Genomic DNA, 20,117 nt, shown 5'->3' on the forward strand with positions numbered 1-20,117 from the left:
CGTGCAGTATTTTTTCAAGGCACAAATTGCTACGCTGATGTGCCTGCTGTTAATCGGGCTTGCGCCGCATTTTACAGTTGATGCAAAGACTGATAGCCCGATTACTATCGCCCATCGAGGTGCGTCAGGTTATTTGCCCGAGCACACCCTTGCGGCGGCAGTATTAGCCTACAATCAAGGTGCCGATTACATTGAACAAGATTTGGTTATGACCAAAGACGACCATTTAATTGTGCTGCACGATGTCCATCTCGATACCACTACAAATGTCAAAGAGATATTCCCTCAGCGCGCCCGCGAAGATGGTCGCTACTACGCAATAGATTTCACCTTGCAAGAGATCCGCGCGCTGAGCGTACATGAGCGCAGAGATATCGCGGGTAAAGTAGTCTACCCCACGCGTTATTCGGGTAACGCAAGCTTTAAGGTAGCAACCTTTCGCGAACACATTGAAGTCATTACAACGCTAAACCGCATTCACCAACGCACCGTTGGACTCTACCCTGAAATAAAAGCGCCGGCATGGCACAGACAACAGGGTAAAGACATTGCTGCAGCTACACTAACGATGCTCAGAGAGTATGGCTTAGATAACCCTTCAGCCAAGGTGTTCTTGCAATGTTTCGACTTTGATGAGACCAAGCGTTTGCGCAATCAATTGGGAGCTAAAGTCAAACTGGTGCAATTGATTGGCGAAAACGATTGGCAAGAATCCGCGACTGATTATGATTATTTAAAAACGGCCGAGGGATTAACTGAGGTGGCAAAGGTAGCGCAAGGCATTGGTCCTTGGTATGCGCAACTCATTGATCTGGCAACAATGTTACCGACTGGACTTGTTGAAAATGCTCATCAGCATGGTTTAGTGGTTCACCCTTACACCTTTCGAGCCGACCAATTACCCTACGAATTGAGTGCCCAGCAGACGCTTCACGTACTGTTTGAACAACTTGCTGTAGATGGCCTATTCACCGATCACACAGACGTGGTCGTCAACTTCTTAACGCCCTAAGGTTTTGCCATTCTGATCACGACACGGCGGTTTTGTGCGCGGCTGGTTTCATTGGTGTTGGGCGCAATATGACGACGTTCGCCGTGACCCGTTACATCTATGCGCTCAGGTGAAACGCCCATACTGGCGAAGAAGTCGCGGATTTCATTAGCGCGACGGATAGACAATTGCTCATTAGTCCAACGCCCACCAAAACTATCGGTATAGCCGTCTAACAACACTAACTCCATTTCGCTGTCTTCTTTGAGGTAGTCGCCAATCATTTGTAATCGACGCTGTGAGTATTTAGTCAGCTCCACACTATTTTTCTTATAACTCAAAACAGAATAGGCAATATCGTCGAAGCTATACGGCAACAAGTTTGCGACACACTGGGCAAACTCGCGATAGGCCGGCAAGAAATTCGCCGCATTTAAACCTACCGAAATTTTGTCGTATTGGTTGTACCAATCTTGATAGTAAATGGTTGGCCAGAAGCCCTTCTCCAATTCACTTAACATGGTCCATGCTGTTTGCTCGGGCAAGTCGCCATTGTATTGTGTGCGAATGGTCATATCAGCAAGCGGCTTTTGTTGTTGCCCTGGCATCCATTGCGGCGGTACCGAATATACCGCAGCAACGTCAAAGTGTTTAGGTAACAGCAGCATGTCTAACTCAAACATCATGTTGAGTTGCTTTGATGCCTCACTGGTAAATAAAGCATCACCGTAACCGGGAATAGTGTGATTGAGATGACAAGCAATACGGGTATTCTCTGTCACCTGCCAATCAGACTGTTCAACGTGCGCAGCATATTGACGCAAATTAGCCAACGATGACGTTGACAGCATTGCAAGACCCACCAATACACTCAATCTGACTTTAAATGACATACATACTCCTAAAGGTTATGCCTGTATATCGACATTTTACGTTAAAAGTTTAGTGAACCGCTGGATAGATCCGAGCGATATTGTCATACTTCTCGACAATACTTTACGCCGAAGTTCTGTTTAATGAAACGCATACTTAGGCACTCGGACAATTTTTCCAAATAAGTTGCATAAATGACATATCCCCATCAGGCACTGGTAGACCGTTTTCGCGGTTATTTCCCCGTTGTCATCGATGTTGAAACAGCCGGTTTCAACGCCAAAACAGATGCGTTACTTGAAATAGCCGCTGTTACGGTTAAATACGATGAATTCAACATGTTACAACCGGATCTAATGTTTCACCGCCATGTAGAACCGTTTGAAGGGGCCAACTTAGAACAAGCAGCTCTCGATTTTAACGGTATTGATCCTCACTGTGCCTTGCGCGGTGCAGTGACAGAATCAGAGGCGATGAAAGATTTGTGTAAAACCATACGCAAAGCGCAAAAAGCGGCTGATTGTCAGCGCTCGGTAATTGTTGCTCACAATGCCAGCTTTGATCAGGGCTTTGTCAATGCAGCTATTGAGCGCTGCGATATTAAACGCACACCGTTTCATCCCTTCGTCTCATTCGATACAACAAGCTTAGCCGCGCTAACGCTTGGCCAGACGGTCTTGATCAGAGCATGTCATGCGGCCGGTATTCACTTTGATGCCAAGCAAGCGCATTCAGCTTTGTACGATGCGCAAAAGACGACTGAATTATTTTGCTATATGATTAATCGCTGGCAAGCTTTGGGTGGCTGGCCTTTAGCGGTTGAGGATTAGGCAACCACAATCCCTTGCAAAAAATAAAAAAAGGCCGCGAATCGCGGCCTTTTACCAAATACGAAGACGATTTACAGCTCGTCAGTTTTCTCAGACAAGTACTTCGCAACACCTTCAGGGCTTGCGTCCATACCGGCTTTACCTTCTTGCCAGCCCGCAGGACATACTTCGCCGTGCTCTTCGTGGAAGCTCAATGCATCAACCATGCGCAACATTTCATCGATGTTACGGCCAAGCGGTAAATCGTTAACGACTTGGTGACGTACAAGACCATCTGAGTCGATTAGGAAAGAACCGCGGAAAGCAACACCATCAGTAGGATGCTCAACGTCGTAAGCTTGACAAATTTCGTGCTTAACATCAGCGACCAACGTATATTTAACTGGGCCGATACCGCCGTCATTCACTGCAGTATTACGCCATGCGTTGTGGCTAAATTGTGAATCGATTGAAACACCGATAACTTCAACACCGCGCTTCTTGAACTCATCGTAGCGCTTGTCGAATGCAATCAGCTCTGATGGGCACACGAAAGTAAAATCAAGTGGATAGAAAAATACGACGGCTTTCTTGCCTTTTATCGCTTCACTTAGAGTAAATGTATCAACAATCTCACCTGTGCCAAGAACTGCAGCAGCAGTAAAATCAGGGGCTGGACGGCCTACTAGTACGCTCATACGAGTCTCCATTTTGAGGTTATATAATGATATGACACTGTTATTAAAACCTGACTAACAACAGCATTAAACAGTTTCAGACTTCGAATATAGGTATGGATTACCAATTTACAACCGGAATATTGCAAACTTCACAAATATTTCTCGTAAGGTGTAATTTTTAGACAAATTTCATCACTACTATCTTGCAATCAAGCTAAATAACAATTATTATCATTTGCAATTAGTTGTAGAGAGATTGTTGATGTACGTTTGTATGTGTTTTGGTGTGACCGACACAGCTATCAAAAATGCGGTAGAAGAGCACGGTGTGGGCAACATGCGTGAGTTAAGTCGCGTGTTGCAATTGGGCACTGAGTGCGGTCGTTGTGTACAAATGGCTCAGCAAATTATTGATAGCACCATTATCGACGAATCTTTGTTTAAAGAAGTGTGTTAACACCCCAGTATTGAATACATAAAAAAACCGCTGTTTTCAGCGGTTTTTTTGTAACTATCAACGGCTACTCTGCAGTGCTATCGTCGGCATATTTTTCTGCAGTCTCGGTTAACAGCGGTTGCAGTTCGCCCTGTTGGAACATTTCCAAAATAATATCACAGCCACCCACTAACTCACCGTCGACCCATAGTTGTGGGAACGTTGGCCAGTCAGCATAATTCGGTAACTCAGCGCGAATATCTGGGTTTTGTAAAATATCCACGTACGCGAATTGTTGACCACAAGCCATAATTGCTTGCGACGCTTGCGATGAAAACCCGCAGCTCGGTAATTTAGGTGAGCCTTTCATGTAAAGCAAAATTGGATTTTCAGCGATTTGTTGCTTAATTTTTTCGACGGTAGCTTGGCTGTCGTATGAGTCCATGTGATTCCCCTGTTTCTTTGAAGCTTGGATATAGGTACGATTATCTAGGGTTTCAAGCTTAAATTGCGACAATTTTTATTTTTGCCCTTGCCGTTAAAAAAAATGACCCCATTTGCACTTTTATCAGTAACAATACTGTTAAAATTCAGTTTAATCAGTTAAAACCGAACATCACTGATTATCGAATTCGTGTATTTAATCATTATGGACTTAAACGGAGACCACCGCATGGCTTTTGAATTACCTGCACTACCTTACGAAAAGAACGCTTTGGAACCACATATTTCTGCTGAAACATTGGACTTCCACCATGGTAAACACCATGCGACTTATGTAACTAAGTTAAACGGCTTAGTTGAGGGTACTGAGTTAGAAAGCAAATCACTTGAAGAGATCATCAAGTCTTCTGACGGTGGTGTTTTCAACAACGCTGCACAGATTTGGAACCACACGTTTTACTGGCACAGCCTAAGTCCAAATGGCGGTGGTGAACCAACGGGTGCACTTGCTGATGCAATCAACAGCAAATGGGGCTCATTTGCTGACTTTAAAGCGGCGTTTAACGACAAAGCAGTTAACAACTTTGGTTCAAGCTGGACTTGGTTGGTTAAAACAGCTGATGGTGGTCTAGATATCGTTAACACTAGCAACGCCGCAACTCCAATCACTGAAGACGGTGTTACTCCTCTACTCACAGTAGACCTATGGGAGCACGCTTACTACATCGATTATCGCAACGTTCGTCCAAAATACCTTGAAGGTTTCTGGGCACTAGCGAATTGGGAATTTGCGAGCGAAAACTTCGCTGCTTAATTGCCTAAGTGTTAAAGCAAAAGCCCGGTCGTTTGACCGGGCTTTTTTTGTTTAGGGACGGCCACAAACCAAGGCCAATTTATTGCCTTGCGGCGCAAAAACAAGCCTTGTTGCGCCATTGTTACAATGGCTATCAATAGTAAACAGGGTTTGCCATTGCTGCCCGTCATAACGGATCAGTGCCTTCTCATCCGCAGCAACGGTTACCGCGTGGCCATCTGGTGTCCACGCATAATAGGACGATTCAGCAGGCAATTCAGCCAGTGTTTCGATTGCACCGGTATTGCTATCATAAGCCATTAGCCAATGCCTGCCCTCTAGCGTTTTCGAATAACTAAACTTACCGGGTTTACCTGGAATAGCCCACAAACTTGCGCCGATGTTTGTATCGATAACTGTCGCTTCGGTTCGCTTAGTAGCACCTTTGACTGTATGGCGCTGCAACGTATGTACCGGTGTTTCACCACTGCCTAAGACAAACACCAAAACCTCGCCGTCATTGAGCCAAACGTGATAGCCAATCGGCTCAACATTAAGCAGCTTGGTTGGCGGTTGGCCATTTAGGCTCCAGGCCCTCAACCATTGTTTACCTTGCTCGTCTACCCAAATGCCCGACAAACCATCTGCGCTCGGCAACGGCGTCGGTGAATACTCACTGGTTGTTGATGAGGTCAGGTTGATGTGCTCTTGTTTGGATAGTTCGTAACGCCACAAATCCGTTTGTTGTTGAGCATCTGCGGCGGTGTAGTAAAGGAATTGCTGATCAGCACTAAAATAAGGTTGATTGTGATAGTACGGTGCATCCGTTATTTTCTGCCATGTCAACGGTCGATAAACGCTAGCAGGGTTATCTCTCGATGTGGCGTAATCGATGAGCCAAATATCCGAACCCTCGGCGGGAGCGGTTTGTGCCATTAAAGCAGTTATTAATAAGCAGCAGAGTTTTTTCAGCACGTTTTATCCTAGGCATTAAAGTGGTTTACACTACCCTATCAAACCTTGTGAACATTGCCCACGTTGATGTTTAGCCGCCCAGCTTTTGCTTTGCCAAAGGCATTAAAATGAGGCCAGCCAGAACCGCTACGATGGCAGATATATTGAATGCCAATTGAGCACCACTGCCTTGTTGCCACAATTGACCGGCAAGCCAGTTGCCAAATGCGCCACCTACACCAAAGCCAATACTGATGTAGATTGCTTGACCACGGCTTTGAAAACTGCGATCAAAATAACGATGGATAAATTCTACGCTAACCGCATGGGTTAGGCCGAAGCTAAAAGCGTGCAGCAGTTGAGCAAAGACAAGAATAACAATCAAATCGGGAAGTGCGCCTAACAGCCACCAGCGCAACGCCGTCAACAGCATACTGGCGATCAGAAGCAGCTTGATACCGTAATGACTGATCACGCGCTGAGCCAACAAAAATATACCTATTTCCGCTAAGACACCGAGAGCGATCAAGACCCCTGTAAGCTGGCCGCTGTGGCCGAGGTCGCGCATGTAGAGCGCGAAAAACCCGTAGTAGGCGCCAAAACTGACCTGTAGCAATGCGGTCGATAAAATAAATATCACAAATACGGGCTTCAGCGCCGCTTGCCATTGCGTACTCTGTTTGGCTCCCGTGTCGCGTTCAGGTGTGCTATTGGCGATCCATAGGGTCGACACAAACAACAAGGTCAGTAATACCATGCTGATGTATATAGGCACTTCGGTGCCATAAATATCCAGCAAGTGACCGGTCAATATTGTCAGGACAATAAAACCAACGCTGCCCCACGATCGAACTCCACCATAATTGCGTTTTCGCAGTTCGGCTTGATGTAGGGTAATCACCTCTAGCTGCGGTAACACGGCCGTCCAAAACATCATCATCAAGGCAAAGACCAAGGTTAGCCACCAAAAGTCATGTGCCCAAAAAACGCCAATAAAACTAACGACAGTCAGTAAACAACCCACTTGCAGGACTAGCAAGGTTTTGCCGCTTCGATCTGCGATGCTGGCCCAAAGTGAAGGCCCAAGTATGCGCGCTACGGTTATTAGCGCGAACAATTCGCCAATTTGTGCTGAGGTGAATCCTCTGCCATCAAGGAAAATACCTAGGTAAGGAACGATTACGCCCAATAGCGCAAAATAGAGAAAATAAGTAGTCGATAAACGTTTCATTTAATGTTTACCGACCACTTCCTGATATGCATTACTCAGAGACGCTGCCAGGGATCACTGGCGTTGGACTAGTCACCTTAGCATTTTGCGCTGTGTGGCGTAGCAGATGATCCATCAATACAAGCGCCAACATAGCCTCAGCGATAGGTACAGCGCGAATGCCAACACAGGGATCATGACGACCTTTGGTGATAACTTCCGTTGATTCGCCATCAACGGTGATGGTTTCACCTGGTACGGAGATACTTGATGTTGGTTTTAACGCCATGTGTACTACAACGTCTTGTCCGGTTGAAATGCCGCCAAGAACACCACCACTGTGATTACTGGTGAAACCCTGCGGTGTAAGCGTATCACGGTGTTCACTGCCCTTTTGATTTACTACATCAAAACCATCGCCAATTTCTACACCCTTAACGGCATTGATGCCCATCATCGCATGGGCAATTTCTGCATCTAAGCGGTCAAACACAGGTTCACCGAGTCCTACCGGCATGTTCGTGGCCACTACCGAAACCTTCGCGCCAATTGAATCGCCCGATTTTTTTAGGTCGCGCATGTATTGATCCAACGCATCAAGCTTATCTGGCTGCGGACAGAAAAATGGATTTTGATTAATCGCATCTTTATCTTCCAGTGCCATTTCAATTGGACCCAACTGCGAAAGGTAGCCAATAATTTCAATGCCGTGGACTGTTTTGAGGTATTTTTTCGCAATCCCACCAGCAGCAACACGTATCGCGGTTTCCCGCGCAGACGATCGACCACCACCGCGATAATCGCGCAAACCATACTTTTGTTGATAGGTATAATCAGCGTGTCCTGGACGGAATCGGTCGGCGATTTTGGAGTAATCTTGACTGCGTTGGTCTTTGTTCTTAATTAGCAAGCCAATCGACGTACCCGTTGTTTTACCTTCAAATACGCCAGACAAAATTTGTACTTCATCGTCTTCACGTCGTGCCGTGGTATATCGCGACGTTCCTGGCTTACGGCGGTCGAGATCGCCTTGTAAGTCTGCTTCACTTAACTCCATGCCCGGTGGACAGCCATCAACTACACCACCGATGGCAATGCCATGACTCTCACCAAACGTTGAAACCGTAAATAATTTTCCGAAACTGTTACCCGACATTGATTATTGCTGCTCCCAATACTCTTTTAACTGCTGTTGCGCCACTGCAAACACACCATCGCCACCATTTTCAAAGCTTATCCACTCGACCTCTAGCCCAGGGAAGCGGGTGTCAAAATGCACCATGCTGTTTCCGACCTCGACAAACAACCAACCGTCATCATTCAGGAACTTAGCCGCTTGCTTAAGGATTTGCTCAACCAGATCGAGACCGTCTTCACCGGCGGCAAGCGCTAAGGCTGGCTCGTGTTGAAACTCAGCAGGTAAATCATCCATGTCTTCAGCATCGACGTAAGGTGGATTTGAAACGATCAGATCGTATTTCTGATTTGTGATCCCAGAAAACACATCTGATTCGATGGCAATAACGCGCTCTTCGAGACCGTGCTCTTGAATATTTAATTGCGCGACTTCCAAGGCATCAGTGCTGATATCTAATGCATCGACATAGGCATCTGGAAATGCGTGCGCCAGAGCGATTGCAATGCATCCCCCACCGGTACACAAATCCATGATAGCTTTAGGTTCAGACACGTAAGGTGCAAACTGCTGTTGGATAAGCTCAGCAAACGGTGAACGCGGGATCAGTACTCGCTCATCAACATAAAATGGGTATCCGCAAAACCACGCTTGATGAGTCAAATAAGGTAATGGCAATCGGGTTTGCACCCGCTTCAATACCAGCTCTGCAACCTTCTGGCGTTCACTGCGAGTCAAGCGCGCAGAAAACAGACTGTCACCGGTGTATTGAGCCAAATCTTGCGGTAAGTGCAATGCGTGCATGACTAGCGTCACCGCTTCGTCCCACGCATTGTCGGTGCCATGGCCAAAGAATAAATCGGCATCGTTGAAACGGCTTACGCTCCAACGTACAAGGTCTAAGATGGTTTCTAGATCACTTATCGCTTGATCCAGATAAATTTTGTCAGTCATGCAGTTTGTTTTAACGCTATGTGAATACGCGTTATCATACCGAAATATTTGCATCTAGGGATTGCTAATTTAATAACTTAGCGGAGAAAAATGCGGTAATGAGTAATAAAGATGAGTCAAATGAATTTCGTCAGGCACTCGGTGACGTTAAGCCGCTTGCACCCAATGACAAAGTTAATTTAACTCGCAAGGATCAACATGCGGATGCGCGTAAACAGCGTCGCAGAGACATTGCAGCAGACAATAGAAATGCGCAGCAAGCCAATGCATACTTTGCATTCTCAGATGCTTATGAGGCGCATTTCGATACTAATGGTCCATTAAAATACGTCGCACAATCAACATATAGTGATGAACTAAAAAGGTTGCGCAGAGGTGACTACGATCCCGAGCTTATTCTCGATTTACACGGTATGAATCGCGCCAACGCCAAAGCTGAAATTGCGGCATTGCTGCACGCAGCCAAACGTCAACACTTTCGCTGTGTGTGCATTGTTCATGGAATAGGTAGCGGTGTACTTAAATTGCAAGTGCCCAACTGGCTAGTGCAACACCCTGATGTCCTAGCGTTTCACCAAGCACCACTGGAATGGGGCGGGAATGGCGCCCTACTCGTATTGCTGCGCCACGCCGACCCAAAACTGGGTGAATCATTCGACTAAAAATCAGTCTATTTATTATCGTCCGCACTGTTGTGTAAAAACAGATAGGTGTAATAACCGCCCATCACACAGATAATACCGATCAACAGTAGTGACATCCATACAACTGGGTCCAAAAATAGTTCTAAAGGCATGATGTTTTCCTCACTCGGATTGTTCTATGACTTTATTTTCCCTTGAGTGTGGATGAAAAAAGCTGATCGAGATCAATGCTCAGAAGCCATGCGCGGCAAGATGTTGAGCTAGATCAAATGTAGTCCTAAAAGCGCTCTGCGTAGTCTGTCAAAAACGCTTCATAATGGCGCCATCGGCCCACCGCATTTTGATTGATAGGTTGTCTTACTTGCCAAATACTCGGTGTTTCAACGTGATTTTCCGCAGTGCGAATTGATACTACATCGGGCATTTCTGTACCTAAAAATTCACCTAGTCTATTAACTGTTAACGCATAGTCAGAGACCAGCGTTTGATAATCGAGATTGAGCACATCATCCCCAAAGCACGCCGACCAATGCGCCATCATCTCAGTATACAGGTTATAAACCCCGAATATGTCGTCCAAACTATTGGTATAGGCAAAATAAGGCGAGAAATTTTCAAAATATATTGAGACGGCGACATCGAGTGGATTGCGTTGCAAGTTGATGATTTTCGCATTCGGAAACATGGCTTTGATCACGCCAACATGGAAGAAGTTAGTCGGTACTTTGTTGATGATTTTAGTACCCGAAAAATTAGCAAATTCGGTAAAATATTGGTTATATGCCTGTGCCATGTGTTCAATGCGCAACGGCAATCTGCGTTTTATCGCATCGATAATATTTGCGCCAACACCGCTGAAGTTCATCGCGTATTCCAAGGCTGGCGTTTCACCACCGGCGTAAAACCCCGGTAATTTAGACAAAATTTGTTCAACGAGAGTCGTGCCCGATCGCGGCATACCGACAACAAAAATATGCTCGGTTTGATCTGAGCTGGCGATATTAGCGATAGCTTCGCGTGACAAGGTGGTAAGAACAGTTTTAACTTGATTCGTCAACTCAGGCAGGGAAAAAGATGCGTCTCGTTGCTTTTGTTGATTAGCCTGAGTTGCATACTGCCATGCCAGTGTATAGTCACCGCAATCATTGTATATTTTCGCTAAACCAAACAATATACGCGCTTTCTCAGCAGGCTGCTGAACTGCGCTAACAGCAGCTTTGAAATGTTCCACTTGTTTACAGTCAATGCAGCGAAACTTATGAAACTTGGCAGTTGCAGCGAGTGCAAAGCTGTTGTTGGGTTGCAAAGTCAGGCACTGCTCTAAAAGATTCAATGCCCGATCAAACTGCCCTCGCATGCCCAGCATATTGGCGTGGTGTTGCAGTAATGTCGGCGACTGCTTAACAATATTTGAATGCAACTCAAGACACTTTATGCCGTCTTCGATCGCTCGCGCTTCTAGCGACACCCGCACCATCAATAGCAACAGGCTTTCGTCGATAGCGAGTGTTTTAAATCCTTTATTTAACACTTGCAGTGCGCTATTAAAACGGTTGTCATTTAGCAATAAATCAACCAGATGCACAACTAAATGCTTATCAGTAAGCTCGCACTTTACATCCAACAATTTCGCGATCAATGATTCAGCGCGTACTCGTTCGTTTCGAGCTAACGCGATCCCGGTTAAATGTGTCAGTACTACAGGATGAAACGGAGCCGCTTGATGCAATAACATCAGCTGTTGCAACGCCTCGTTCACTCGGCCTTGCTGTAAGCATCGGGTAACTTGCGGCAGGTGTTTGTCTACCTCATCCATATTCATCACCGTACTTACCAAATCATGCGCCAGAACCAACCCTCTTTAAGGTCTTCTTCACAGGTTTTCAGCTGAGTGGCGTAGCGTAAGGAACGGCCTTTCACTCGCTGCGCTACGTTGACAAGCCATTTCTTCTTATCGTAAGTACGTCGTTTATAACCGGTCCAGCCCTCATGGTAATTGAGGTACTGTCCATAGGCATCCCATTTGGATATACCGTTGACACTGTGGGTCTTACTGATAAACCACCCCATAAAATCGATAGCATCTTCGAAATCATCGCGGTCGGCTCCACTGTTGCCGGTCTCACGCATGTAGTCTTCCCAAGTCGGCGTTTTGGCTTGAGAATATCCGTAGGCGGAACTGACCCTGCCCCATGGGATTAAGCCAAAAAAGATCGTATCTTTGGGTGGCTTGGCATCTGCGCGAAACGAACTTTCCTGATACATCATCGCCATTGGCACATGAATCGGCACTCCCCAATCATCGCGCATGTCAGCAGCAGCATCGTACCAATCCCGTTTTTCCTCAAAAATCGCACAAATATTGCTGATATCTTTTGGTGGCGTCGTAGTACAACCGACTGAAAACACAGTACAAATGAGAATAATGGAAAAAAACTTTAAAAATTTTTGGAACTTTTCGCTCATTTTTTGTTCAACATTAATGTTCTAGTCAAAAATGTGTGTTTCCCTGGAACCTTCTAAGGCCTGACCGTTGTCAGGCTTTTTTTTATTCTGAACGGGAAAAGTAGTCTTTTAAAAACACATCAAACGGTTTGCTATCTGCTTCTTCTATAGCCTTTTGAGCACTTTGTGATTCAACCGTTGCACGCTCAAAGTCTGCAAGTGTGAAGTGCGTGTACTTATGATTTGCAAAAGCGCTTTTGTATTCTTGCGACAATTGCAAGCCCAATTGGCCGTTGTCTTTTTCTTCTTGCAACAATCGATTCAACCAACGCGCAGACGGTGTCTTATTGCTTTCGCGTAGCTTGTCCCGCTCAGCCTCAACAGCAACACTAAAGCGGTCAGTTCCGGAAGCCTCATCGAGTAATTGTGCCGTTTGCATAAACGCGCCAAATAGCGACTCTCCCCACTCTTGCAACGCCACTTCTTCAACGTTTTCGCCATCGCGCAGAATCAAAGTCAATGCAGGATTTCGACCATCGGTCACAACACGTTTAAGATTCGACTCAGTTTCTGCGTAAGAAGTTTCATCAAATTCAGGCGAATCGGCCAATAAGCACGTCAACAAGAATACATCTAAGAAATAAAACTGCTGCTCTTCAATACCAACCGGCGTAAACGGATTCACATCGAGCGCACGCACTTCAATATAGCTAACCCCGCGGTCAGCGAGAGCATCCGTTGGTTTCTCCATCGAGCGCGCAACTTGCTTGGGCCTAATCGGTGAGTACAGTTCATTCTCAATCTGAAGGATATTGCGATTCAACTGCTCGTATATGCCCTGTTCACCTGCTGCAAAGCGTTCATACTCAGTGCTGTGAGTTCGAATAGCACTGCGCACGGATTGAATATAATCAGGCAGGTTGTTGTAACAAATACGCAATGCGGATTGTTGACTGTTGGTATAACCCAAATCACTCATTCGCAATGAAGTTGCGTACGGTAGATACAGGGTACCTTTACCCAGCTTTTGAAAATCAAACTTGGTATTTTTGCCTTGTAAAAACGAGCCACAAATTGCTGGAGACGAGCCATATAAAAAGGGAATTAGCCAGCACCAACGGCGATAATTGCGGATCAGATTGAAATAGCTTTGCGATTGGAACTCAATGTTATTTTGCTCACCTCTAATTGTCGCAAAGTGTTCCCAAAACGCTTCCGGTAACGAGAAATTAAAGTGGATCCCTGCGATGGCTTGCATCATCGCACCATAGCGATTCTTTAATCCGACTCGATACGTTTTCTTCATGCGACCGACGTTTGAAGTTCCGTAGTCAGCAATGGGAATGCGCGATTCACCATTGACATAACACGGCATGCTCATTGGCCACAATGCTTCATCGCCCATTTGCGCCAGGGTAAATTTATGAATGTCATAAAGCTGTTGCAGTGTAACAGCCGGATCTGACTCTGGCGGGGTTATGAATTCAAGCAACGCCTCAGAGAAGTCGGTGGTGATTGTATCGTGGGTTAGGGCTGAACCTAAACTTGTCGGATGCGGAGTTTGAGACAACTGGCCATTCGGAGTAATACGCAAAGCCTCGCGCTCTACACCGTGCTTTATCCCGCGTAAACTTGCTCGTGCTGCATCAGTTTGTAAACCTTTAAGCGCCTGGGCAAAAACAGTTGGATTGTTAATCAATCGTCTGACTCACTTCTGATAAATCGTCGTAATTGGCGCAAGTATAACGTCTTTTATCCGCAATGCTTACGCCGCGTAATACAAAGTTAGGCTAACCTAGATTATTCGCTTGCATTAAAACGAATAATTTCTCGACCAAGCTCGGCGAGCTGTGGCTCTAGTGATGTAGCATCCCCAACTACAATAATGTGCATATCTTGGGGCTGGATCAATGCCTTAGCTACAAGATTAATCTCTTCAGCGGTTATCCCCTGAATGATCGCAAGCTGCTCCTCAGAAAAGCTTTTATCCAATTCATAGACCAGCAGGTGGCGTAAAAACCGCGCCTTAGCCGCTGGCGTTTCATAATCCAGAGCATCGCCTTGAGTGTAGGCACTTTTTAGGAACGCCAACTCTTGTGCGGTGATCCCATCGCGCTTGTATTCCGACATTTCACGCAAAATCTCTTGAATACTCTCTAGTGTATTAGGGGCATTGAAGTCCCCTCCTGCAGCAAAAATACCCAGCGTTTTACCACCACTAAAGTAACTATTAGCGCCGTAGGTGTAGCCCTTATCTTCCCGCAAGTTAAGATTGATCCGGCTATTAAAGTGACCACCCAGAGGGAAGTTCATCAAGCGCGCGCGAAAGTATTCGCCGGTAGCATCGTAGGGCATCGAACGGCGCACTACACTGACCACTGATTGGACTGCGCCGGGCTTATCGACTAAGAACACTTTGCCCTCGTTGTGCTCAGGAAATGCTGCGTACGCTGGAATTTCATAGTTTGCAACTGCCCACTCTTTAAGTGGTGCCAATAACCTAACCGCTAACGATTGTTCAATGTCACCAACAATCACAATGTTGGCTTTAGCCGGGTTGTAAAATTGCGCGTAAAACGCCTTAACGTCGTCTAACTGAATATTGCTCAGCGTTGTATAGGTGCCGCCATCAGGCATACTGACGCGGTTTTCCGGACCATATAAAATTGCGCTTTGCGCACGTGACGCGAGCGCATTCGGGTTTTTCATTTGCTGCTGAATGGCTTGTAAGCTGCGCTGTTTGAGTTGATTAAAATCAGCCTCTAAAAACGCCGGAGAAAATAATTTCTCATAGAGAATATCCAATGTTGCCGGCAAATTCTTACTGATACTGCTGACATAAATCGTGGTAAAGCGACCAGATGCAGAGAATTGCACGCTACTTCCAAGCTTAGATAATGCATTGGCGAGTTCTACATTGCTACGCTGAGTTGTCGATTCATTCATCATCATCGCTGTCATCGACGCTAAGCCCGCTTTGTCAATCGGATCCAATAATGGTCCACCTTCTAGACTAATTGAGAGGCTTACTGTTGGCGTTTCAGATGTGGTTACACCTAACAAGGGCACATTATCGAGTACTTGTGTTTGCCAAAAGTCCGGTACACTGACAACAGGAGGTTTACCTTCAGGCGGTATTTGACTGCGGTCAAAAGAATCTTCAATAGGCGTCTGAGCGACCTCTTGAACCGCATCGAACGCAGGAATATCACGAGCTGGTATTTCATACTGGGGTTTGGCCACAGCAAGCTGCGTTTGCTGCATAGGCACAATACTCAGCACCACCGCTGGATTATTCTTAATGTACTTTTCATACACTCGCATGACATCTTCTGCGGTCACTGCGTTGTAGCGATCAATATCGGCCTGTACGAGGTCTGGCTCACCCGCAAAGGTTTGTCCATACGCAAGCATACTGACTTTACTGGCTACGCTTTGCAGACTGAATATGGTTCTTGCTTCGATGCTCATCTTAACTCGCTCTAAGTCATCGGGCTGCACACCGCGTTGCTCAAACTCAGCAAACGTCTGATGAAAGCGCTCATACAAATCATTCAAATTAGGCTCTACGCCGGGGTTTGCCAATGCTAATAACTGAAACTCACAGGCCAATTCCCGGCACGGATGTGATACAGCCGCCTGCACAGTGCGTCCGCTAACTACCAGGTTTTTATAGAAGATTGATGTTTTACCACCACCCAGAATATCCGCTAGCACATCAAGCGGTGCTTCGTCAGGATGTCTGGCATGAACGGTAGGAAAAGTCATCTGCAAAAACGGTAAATGCACATTGTCTTCAAGGGTCAAATACCGGCTCTCTGTAAGGGTCACCGGTGTTTTGGGTAAATCTTCGACTTCTGGTCCTCTGGGGATTGGACCAAAGTACTGCTCAACCCATGCCTTTGTTTGGTCAATATCAATATCGCCGCCGATCGTTAAAACGGCATTGTTGGGACCATACCAACGCTTAAAGAAGGCTTTTAAATCATCAACGCCAACGCGCTCTAAATCTTCCACGTAGCCGATTACTGGCCACGAATAAGGATGTCCAGCTGGATACAGTGCTTCGCTAGTGCGCTCACTGCGCAAACCGTAGGGTTGATTGTCAACGCGCTGGGCACGTTCGTTTTTGACGGTATCGCGCTGGTTCTCAAATTTTTCAACCGTAACTGCGGGTAACAAAAATCCCATACGATCAGATTCTAACCACAAGACTTTTTCAAGGTGATTGCGCGGTACAGTTTGATAGTAATTTGTGCGGTCAGAGTTAGTGGTCCCGTTCATGTCACCCCCTGCTTCAGTGATCATGGCAAAGTGCTGTTCATCTGCGACATGCTGGGAGCCTTGAAACATCATATGTTCAAAAAAGTGAGCGAAGCCAGAACGACCAACCACTTCACGCGATGAGCCCACGTGGTAGGTAACATCAATGTGCACTAGGGGGTCTGAAGTGTCTTGGTGCAGAATTACCGTTAACCCGTTGTCGAGTTGATAACGAGTATGCTCAATACCAATCTGCTGAGTTTCATCAGCATTATTACCCTTTGGCGTACTGCAACCCACTAACGTCACAGCGACTAACACAACTAGCCCAATTGTTCTTATCATTCTTCTAACTTCAATCCGTAAATATGAAAACTATACAAGACTACACGATAGCCAATAAATCACGTACACTAAATGCATAACTGACTACTTTGAGCGTCAATGGAACAGCAAACAAACATAATAAATACTAGTTTCGGCCTCCAGCAGCTAAGTGGCAATGAGACGTTGTACAAACGCCTATTGCTACGCTTTCATGACGAATACCAGCACAGCGAACGCAAGTTATCGGAAATTCAACAACTAAACAACCTAGAAGCGATGCAATTGCTGGTTCATACGATCAAAGGCGTGAGTGGTAATCTGGGCCTGGACCTTCTGCACTTGGCAGCAAAGAGCAAAGATCAAGAAATTAAACGTGCCACTGATTGTAACGTCGACTTAGCGCCATTTATTGCGGCGCTAAATACTACATTAGAAGCGGTTGTCAGTTATTGCGATGATGGTAGCAACCAAGCGCTATCGAATACCGCTGGCGATGAGGTAATTACCGCGTTGCGTCAACAGCGTTTTGTATCAGACGAAAAGTTACATGCGTTTCTAGCCGCTAGCGATTTATCTGAACAACAAAAACAAGCCATAGTTACCGCTGTCGATGATTTGGACTACGCTACAGCAGTCGAGATTATTGACCAAGCATGACAACGAGTGATGCGCAGCCGCGTCTGCACATCCTCGCAGACACTGAACACTTTCTAGTTATTGATAAACCGCCCGGCGTTTGTATGCACTATCAGGACGGTGACAACCCAATTCTGCCAATGCTTGAGGCTCGTGGTTACACTGGCCTGCACTTGGTGCACCGCCTTGACACTGCAACCTCAGGACTCTTGCTATTAGCTAAAACAGCAGATGTCGCAGCAGCGCTGTCAGATGCATTTCAGAACCGTCGAGTGCAAAAATTTTATCTCGCGATAAGTGCGCAAAAACCCAAGAAGAAGCAAGGACATGTTTTAGGTGATTTGAGCAAAGCTCGGCGCGGCAATTATAAGCTGACGCCAGCAACTGACAATCCAGCTTATACCCAATTTTTTAGTTATAGCGTTGCCCAACCCGAGTATCCGTCACTGCGTTTATTCGTGCTTAAGCCTCTGACCGGCAAGACCCATCAATTGCGCGTCAGTTTACAGTCAATCGGTGCACCTATACTCGGCGATGCACGTTATGCGAAGCATGCAAGCGATAGAATGTATCTGCATGCCTATCAACTCGCCTTTGAGTTGTTTAAAGAGCGCTACAGTTTTTATCGCTACCCCGAACAAGGCGACTGGTTCAATCAAACACAAGTGGTGCAAACGGTCAAAGACCTTGGGGATCTTGAACAACTCAATTGGCCCCGCCCACTTTCCAAGGCACTACATGCAATATAAACACGTTCACATAGTGGGTAGTGGTGCTTTAGGTAGCGTGTTAGCTGCACAGGCGGTTAATAAAGGCTATCCAGTCGTTAACCGTCCAAGAAATACGCCAGTACGACAAGTAACACTACTAGATAAAAGACAAGTCGAACTCACATTACCTCAGCATCATTGGCCAGAGGATAATTCGCCGCAACTTGTTGTTCTGCCGCTCAAGAGCTACCAAATTGAAGCTGCGCTGACGCAATACGAAGCGCATTTTTGTACAAACACTCAGGTTCTGCTGGTGCATAACGGGATGCTCGATTGGTCGCAATCAGCATTGGATCAAAAGCCATATCAATTATATGCCGCATCCACGAGTATCGCAGCATTTAAGCCGTCTCCAACTACTGCCGTTCAAACCGGCGAGGGGGAAACTTTTATCGGTACACTGCAATCGCAGGCCGAGCCAGCTAGTCTCGAGTATTTAAACACAGTTTGTAATGATCTATTTGGCGATAGTTCAATCAGTATCGATATCCGCCGTACCCAGTGGCAAAAACTAACGATTAATAGCCTTATCAACCCACTCACCGCTATCCATGGGTTTCGCAACGGCGAATTACTGAACCCACGCTGGCAGCCGCAGTTACAATTAGTGGCCAACGAGCTATCAATACTGGCTTGTAAACAAGGTTTTGATGAATCACCCGCATCGATTCTGGGGCGGGCACAACAGGTTATGCAACGCACTGCAGAGAACTTCTCCTCGATGCAGCAAGATGTCGCCCTTGGCCGCCCTACTGAAATTGATGCTATCAATGGCTATGCGCTGAGCATTGCGAAGCATGCTGGTATCGAGTGCCCGCAACTTACTGAACATTATCATGCGGTTAAGGCGTTAGGTTAGCCATTGATACAGCGTAAATCCGACGTAACCGTTTAATACTAAGCTAACTCGCGTAGCACATGAAAGTTCTTTACTTTACGACATTAAAGCGGGGTTTATAAAAGAACAATTGACACAAACCATTAGAATTTTGTCCGTGCTCAAATTGAGCATAATCTGCCTTTAGGCTGAGGTTATGTCACGATGTGAAGGTAAATCAACGGAAAACTGGCAAGCCATGATGGCTAATATCAGAGACTATCGTTTTGGTATTCAACTTCCTCCCTGGCAAAGCGAAAACATGTCCGCGCCCTTTCATACAGAATATTTGCACTTAAAAGATGAAAGGTTAGATAGTGGGTCTAGATTATTGAATGTTGATTGACGGGGGTTGCGATTACAAAAATGGTGTTTTTTAAACTTATCCAAGTAGCTATGATGATAAAGACTCCATTATGAATAATGCCTATGCTAAGCGAATCAATCTCTCAAATTAAGATAGCTCAAGCATAAGAAAGAAAATGGTCATTAATACCCTAAGAGACAGTCTACTTTTCGGTTGATTTTCCCTCGGTAGTGGTGTTTCTGTGAAATAATGAAAATTACTCGATCACTTTGCGCATGTTTAACCTGCCTTTAAGTTCAGAAGTGTTGAGCAATCAGCTCAACTTATCCTCTCCGAAAACTGTTTTTTGTCCGTACAGAGATTGAATATTACCTCTAATCGCCCAAATTGTGTGACGCAAGCAAACTACCGCATCGGGAAGCGGTCAGCATTTTACGCTGAACTGCTCGCTTAAGCATCGGCACTCATATACACGTAGCGAGAGAGTATTGAATTATTTATCGTCGAATAATAGGTGCATGACCTTTTTATAAACTACACTTCACGAAATAGACGTATTTTTTCTAGCG

The 20,117-nt window shown here is 45.8% G+C and carries 20 protein-coding genes; 8 read left to right on the forward strand and 12 right to left on the reverse strand.

All coding sequences use genetic code 11. The annotated features are described in order from the left end of the window. Window position 1: 1 nt before the first annotated feature. Window positions 2-1,012, forward strand: coding sequence for a glycerophosphodiester phosphodiesterase (gene glpQ, locus QTP81_RS05385; protein WP_289364239.1), 1,011 nt, complete (start codon window positions 2-4; stop codon window positions 1,010-1,012). Here the strand turns inward: glpQ and QTP81_RS05390 are convergent. Then, window positions 1,009-1,884: a flagellar protein MotY gene (locus QTP81_RS05390; protein ID WP_289364240.1), complete on the reverse strand. Its 876-nt coding sequence runs from the start codon at window positions 1,882-1,884 to the stop codon at window positions 1,009-1,011. The genes glpQ and QTP81_RS05390 overlap by 4 nt on opposite strands. A gap of 174 nt (window positions 1,885-2,058) precedes the next feature. Between QTP81_RS05390 and rnt the strand changes: the two genes are divergently transcribed. Continuing rightward, window positions 2,059-2,694: a ribonuclease T gene (gene rnt / locus QTP81_RS05395; protein ID WP_289364241.1), complete on the forward strand. Its 636-nt coding sequence runs from the start codon at window positions 2,059-2,061 to the stop codon at window positions 2,692-2,694. Between the two features lie 71 nt (window positions 2,695-2,765). On the opposite strand, the gene QTP81_RS05400 is transcribed toward rnt, so the two are convergent. Further along, window positions 2,766-3,371, reverse strand: coding sequence for a peroxiredoxin (locus QTP81_RS05400; RefSeq protein WP_289364242.1), 606 nt, complete (start codon window positions 3,369-3,371; stop codon window positions 2,766-2,768). A gap of 244 nt (window positions 3,372-3,615) precedes the next feature. Between QTP81_RS05400 and QTP81_RS05405 the strand changes: the two genes are divergently transcribed. Then, a complete protein-coding gene (locus QTP81_RS05405; protein ID WP_289364243.1) occupies window positions 3,616-3,810 on the forward strand; it encodes a (2Fe-2S)-binding protein in 195 nt (64 codons plus the stop codon). Between the two features lie 64 nt (window positions 3,811-3,874). On the opposite strand, the gene QTP81_RS05410 is transcribed toward QTP81_RS05405, so the two are convergent. Further along, complete coding sequence (locus QTP81_RS05410; RefSeq protein WP_289364512.1) at window positions 3,875-4,234, reverse strand: Grx4 family monothiol glutaredoxin; 360 nt, start codon at window positions 4,232-4,234, stop codon at window positions 3,875-3,877. 228 nt (window positions 4,235-4,462) lie between these two features. On the opposite strand from QTP81_RS05410, the gene QTP81_RS05415 reads away from it, so the two are divergent. After that, complete coding sequence (locus QTP81_RS05415; RefSeq protein ID WP_289364244.1) at window positions 4,463-5,047, forward strand: Fe-Mn family superoxide dismutase; 585 nt, start codon at window positions 4,463-4,465, stop codon at window positions 5,045-5,047. Between the two features lie 51 nt (window positions 5,048-5,098). On the opposite strand, the gene QTP81_RS05420 is transcribed toward QTP81_RS05415, so the two are convergent. The 4 genes from QTP81_RS05420 to prmB all read right to left on the reverse strand — a co-directional run bounded on the left by QTP81_RS05420 (window position 5,099) and on the right by prmB (window position 9,279). Beyond that, on the reverse strand, window positions 5,099-5,962 hold the full coding sequence (locus QTP81_RS05420) for a TolB family protein (RefSeq protein WP_289364245.1): 864 nt from the start codon (window positions 5,960-5,962) through the stop codon (window positions 5,099-5,101). Between the two features lie 109 nt (window positions 5,963-6,071). Further along, entirely contained in the window at window positions 6,072-7,211 is a 1,140-nt protein-coding gene (locus QTP81_RS05425; RefSeq protein WP_289364246.1) for an MFS transporter, read from the reverse strand. A gap of 31 nt (window positions 7,212-7,242) precedes the next feature. Then, complete coding sequence (aroC, locus tag QTP81_RS05430) at window positions 7,243-8,346, reverse strand: chorismate synthase (RefSeq protein ID WP_289364248.1); 1,104 nt, start codon at window positions 8,344-8,346, stop codon at window positions 7,243-7,245. A gap of 3 nt (window positions 8,347-8,349) precedes the next feature. Next, window positions 8,350-9,279, reverse strand: a complete 930-nt coding sequence (gene prmB, locus QTP81_RS05435) for a 50S ribosomal protein L3 N(5)-glutamine methyltransferase (RefSeq protein WP_289364250.1) — start codon at window positions 9,277-9,279, stop codon at window positions 8,350-8,352. A gap of 98 nt (window positions 9,280-9,377) precedes the next feature. Here prmB and smrB point away from each other — a divergent pair, with 98 nt between their 5' ends. Beyond that, the gene (gene smrB, locus QTP81_RS05440) at window positions 9,378-9,941 is read left to right on the forward strand and encodes an endonuclease SmrB (protein ID WP_289364251.1); all 564 of its coding nucleotides are present in this window, start codon (window positions 9,378-9,380) and stop codon (window positions 9,939-9,941) included. Between the two features lie 8 nt (window positions 9,942-9,949). Here smrB and QTP81_RS05445 read toward each other — a convergent pair whose 3' ends face one another. The 5 genes from QTP81_RS05445 to QTP81_RS05465 all read right to left on the reverse strand — a co-directional run bounded on the left by QTP81_RS05445 (window position 9,950) and on the right by QTP81_RS05465 (window position 16,976). Then, window positions 9,950-10,075: a DUF3149 domain-containing protein gene (locus QTP81_RS05445; RefSeq protein WP_289364252.1), complete on the reverse strand. Its 126-nt coding sequence runs from the start codon at window positions 10,073-10,075 to the stop codon at window positions 9,950-9,952. Between the two features lie 125 nt (window positions 10,076-10,200). Beyond that, window positions 10,201-11,739 (reverse strand): tetratricopeptide repeat-containing sulfotransferase family protein, encoded by a 1,539-nt coding sequence (locus QTP81_RS05450; protein ID WP_289364253.1) that lies wholly within the window; start codon window positions 11,737-11,739, stop codon window positions 10,201-10,203. A gap of 14 nt (window positions 11,740-11,753) precedes the next feature. Continuing rightward, window positions 11,754-12,389 carry a transglycosylase SLT domain-containing protein gene (locus QTP81_RS05455; RefSeq protein WP_289364254.1) on the reverse strand — a complete coding sequence of 212 codons (636 nt, stop codon included), beginning with the start codon at window positions 12,387-12,389 and terminating at the stop codon, window positions 11,754-11,756. Window positions 12,390-12,471: 82 nt separating this feature from the next. Next, complete coding sequence (gshA, locus tag QTP81_RS05460; protein WP_289364255.1) at window positions 12,472-14,067, reverse strand: glutamate--cysteine ligase; 1,596 nt, start codon at window positions 14,065-14,067, stop codon at window positions 12,472-12,474. Window positions 14,068-14,168: 101 nt separating this feature from the next. Then, on the reverse strand, window positions 14,169-16,976 hold the full coding sequence (locus QTP81_RS05465; RefSeq protein WP_289364256.1) for a M16 family metallopeptidase: 2,808 nt from the start codon (window positions 16,974-16,976) through the stop codon (window positions 14,169-14,171). 99 nt (window positions 16,977-17,075) lie between these two features. Between QTP81_RS05465 and QTP81_RS05470 the strand changes: the two genes are divergently transcribed. Genes QTP81_RS05470 through QTP81_RS05480 form a run of 3 tightly spaced genes read left to right on the forward strand, consistent with a single transcriptional unit; the run spans window position 17,076 to window position 19,223 of the window. After that, window positions 17,076-17,615 (forward strand): Hpt domain-containing protein, encoded by a 540-nt coding sequence (locus QTP81_RS05470; protein WP_289364257.1) that lies wholly within the window; start codon window positions 17,076-17,078, stop codon window positions 17,613-17,615. Further along, window positions 17,612-18,343, forward strand: a complete 732-nt coding sequence (locus QTP81_RS05475; protein ID WP_289364258.1) for a pseudouridine synthase — start codon at window positions 17,612-17,614, stop codon at window positions 18,341-18,343. The genes QTP81_RS05470 and QTP81_RS05475 overlap by 4 nt, the downstream gene beginning before the upstream one ends. Beyond that, complete coding sequence (locus QTP81_RS05480; protein ID WP_289364259.1) at window positions 18,333-19,223, forward strand: ketopantoate reductase family protein; 891 nt, start codon at window positions 18,333-18,335, stop codon at window positions 19,221-19,223. Before QTP81_RS05475 ends, QTP81_RS05480 begins: the two co-directional genes overlap by 11 nt. Window positions 19,224-20,117 lie beyond the last annotated feature (894 nt).

It is taken from the genome of Neoalteromonas arenosi, from assembly GCF_030362855.1.
GTDB lineage: Bacteria > Pseudomonadota > Gammaproteobacteria > Enterobacterales > Alteromonadaceae > Alteromonas_E > Alteromonas_E arenosi.

What these genes read in the sequence shown, in the direction of transcription:
- prmB (WP_289364250.1), bottom strand. Translation starts at nt 9,279, where the DNA reads ATGACTGACAAAATTTATCTGGATCAAGCGATAAGTGATCTAGAAACC.
- QTP81_RS05480 (WP_289364259.1), top strand. Translation starts at nt 18,333, where the DNA reads ATGCAATATAAACACGTTCACATAGTGGGTAGTGGTGCTTTAGGTAGC.
- QTP81_RS05455 (WP_289364254.1), bottom strand. Translation starts at nt 12,389, where the DNA reads ATGAGCGAAAAGTTCCAAAAATTTTTAAAGTTTTTTTCCATTATTCTC.
- QTP81_RS05465 (WP_289364256.1), bottom strand. Translation starts at nt 16,976, where the DNA reads ATGATAAGAACAATTGGGCTAGTTGTGTTAGTCGCTGTGACGTTAGTG.
- aroC (WP_289364248.1), bottom strand. Translation starts at nt 8,346, where the DNA reads ATGTCGGGTAACAGTTTCGGAAAATTATTTACGGTTTCAACGTTTGGT.
- QTP81_RS05405 (WP_289364243.1), top strand. Translation starts at nt 3,616, where the DNA reads ATGTACGTTTGTATGTGTTTTGGTGTGACCGACACAGCTATCAAAAAT.
- rnt (WP_289364241.1), top strand. Translation starts at nt 2,059, where the DNA reads ATGACATATCCCCATCAGGCACTGGTAGACCGTTTTCGCGGTTATTTC.
- QTP81_RS05415 (WP_289364244.1), top strand. Translation starts at nt 4,463, where the DNA reads ATGGCTTTTGAATTACCTGCACTACCTTACGAAAAGAACGCTTTGGAA.
- smrB (WP_289364251.1), top strand. Translation starts at nt 9,378, where the DNA reads ATGAGTAATAAAGATGAGTCAAATGAATTTCGTCAGGCACTCGGTGAC.
- QTP81_RS05450 (WP_289364253.1), bottom strand. Translation starts at nt 11,739, where the DNA reads ATGGATGAGGTAGACAAACACCTGCCGCAAGTTACCCGATGCTTACAG.
- QTP81_RS05470 (WP_289364257.1), top strand. Translation starts at nt 17,076, where the DNA reads ATGGAACAGCAAACAAACATAATAAATACTAGTTTCGGCCTCCAGCAG.
- QTP81_RS05475 (WP_289364258.1), top strand. Translation starts at nt 17,612, where the DNA reads ATGACAACGAGTGATGCGCAGCCGCGTCTGCACATCCTCGCAGACACT.
- QTP81_RS05425 (WP_289364246.1), bottom strand. Translation starts at nt 7,211, where the DNA reads ATGAAACGTTTATCGACTACTTATTTTCTCTATTTTGCGCTATTGGGC.
- QTP81_RS05445 (WP_289364252.1), bottom strand. Translation starts at nt 10,075, where the DNA reads ATGCCTTTAGAACTATTTTTGGACCCAGTTGTATGGATGTCACTACTG.
- QTP81_RS05410 (WP_289364512.1), bottom strand. Translation starts at nt 4,234, where the DNA reads ATGGACTCATACGACAGCCAAGCTACCGTCGAAAAAATTAAGCAACAA.
- QTP81_RS05390 (WP_289364240.1), bottom strand. Translation starts at nt 1,884, where the DNA reads ATGTCATTTAAAGTCAGATTGAGTGTATTGGTGGGTCTTGCAATGCTG.
- QTP81_RS05400 (WP_289364242.1), bottom strand. Translation starts at nt 3,371, where the DNA reads ATGAGCGTACTAGTAGGCCGTCCAGCCCCTGATTTTACTGCTGCTGCA.
- QTP81_RS05420 (WP_289364245.1), bottom strand. Translation starts at nt 5,962, where the DNA reads ATGGCACAAACCGCTCCCGCCGAGGGTTCGGATATTTGGCTCATCGAT.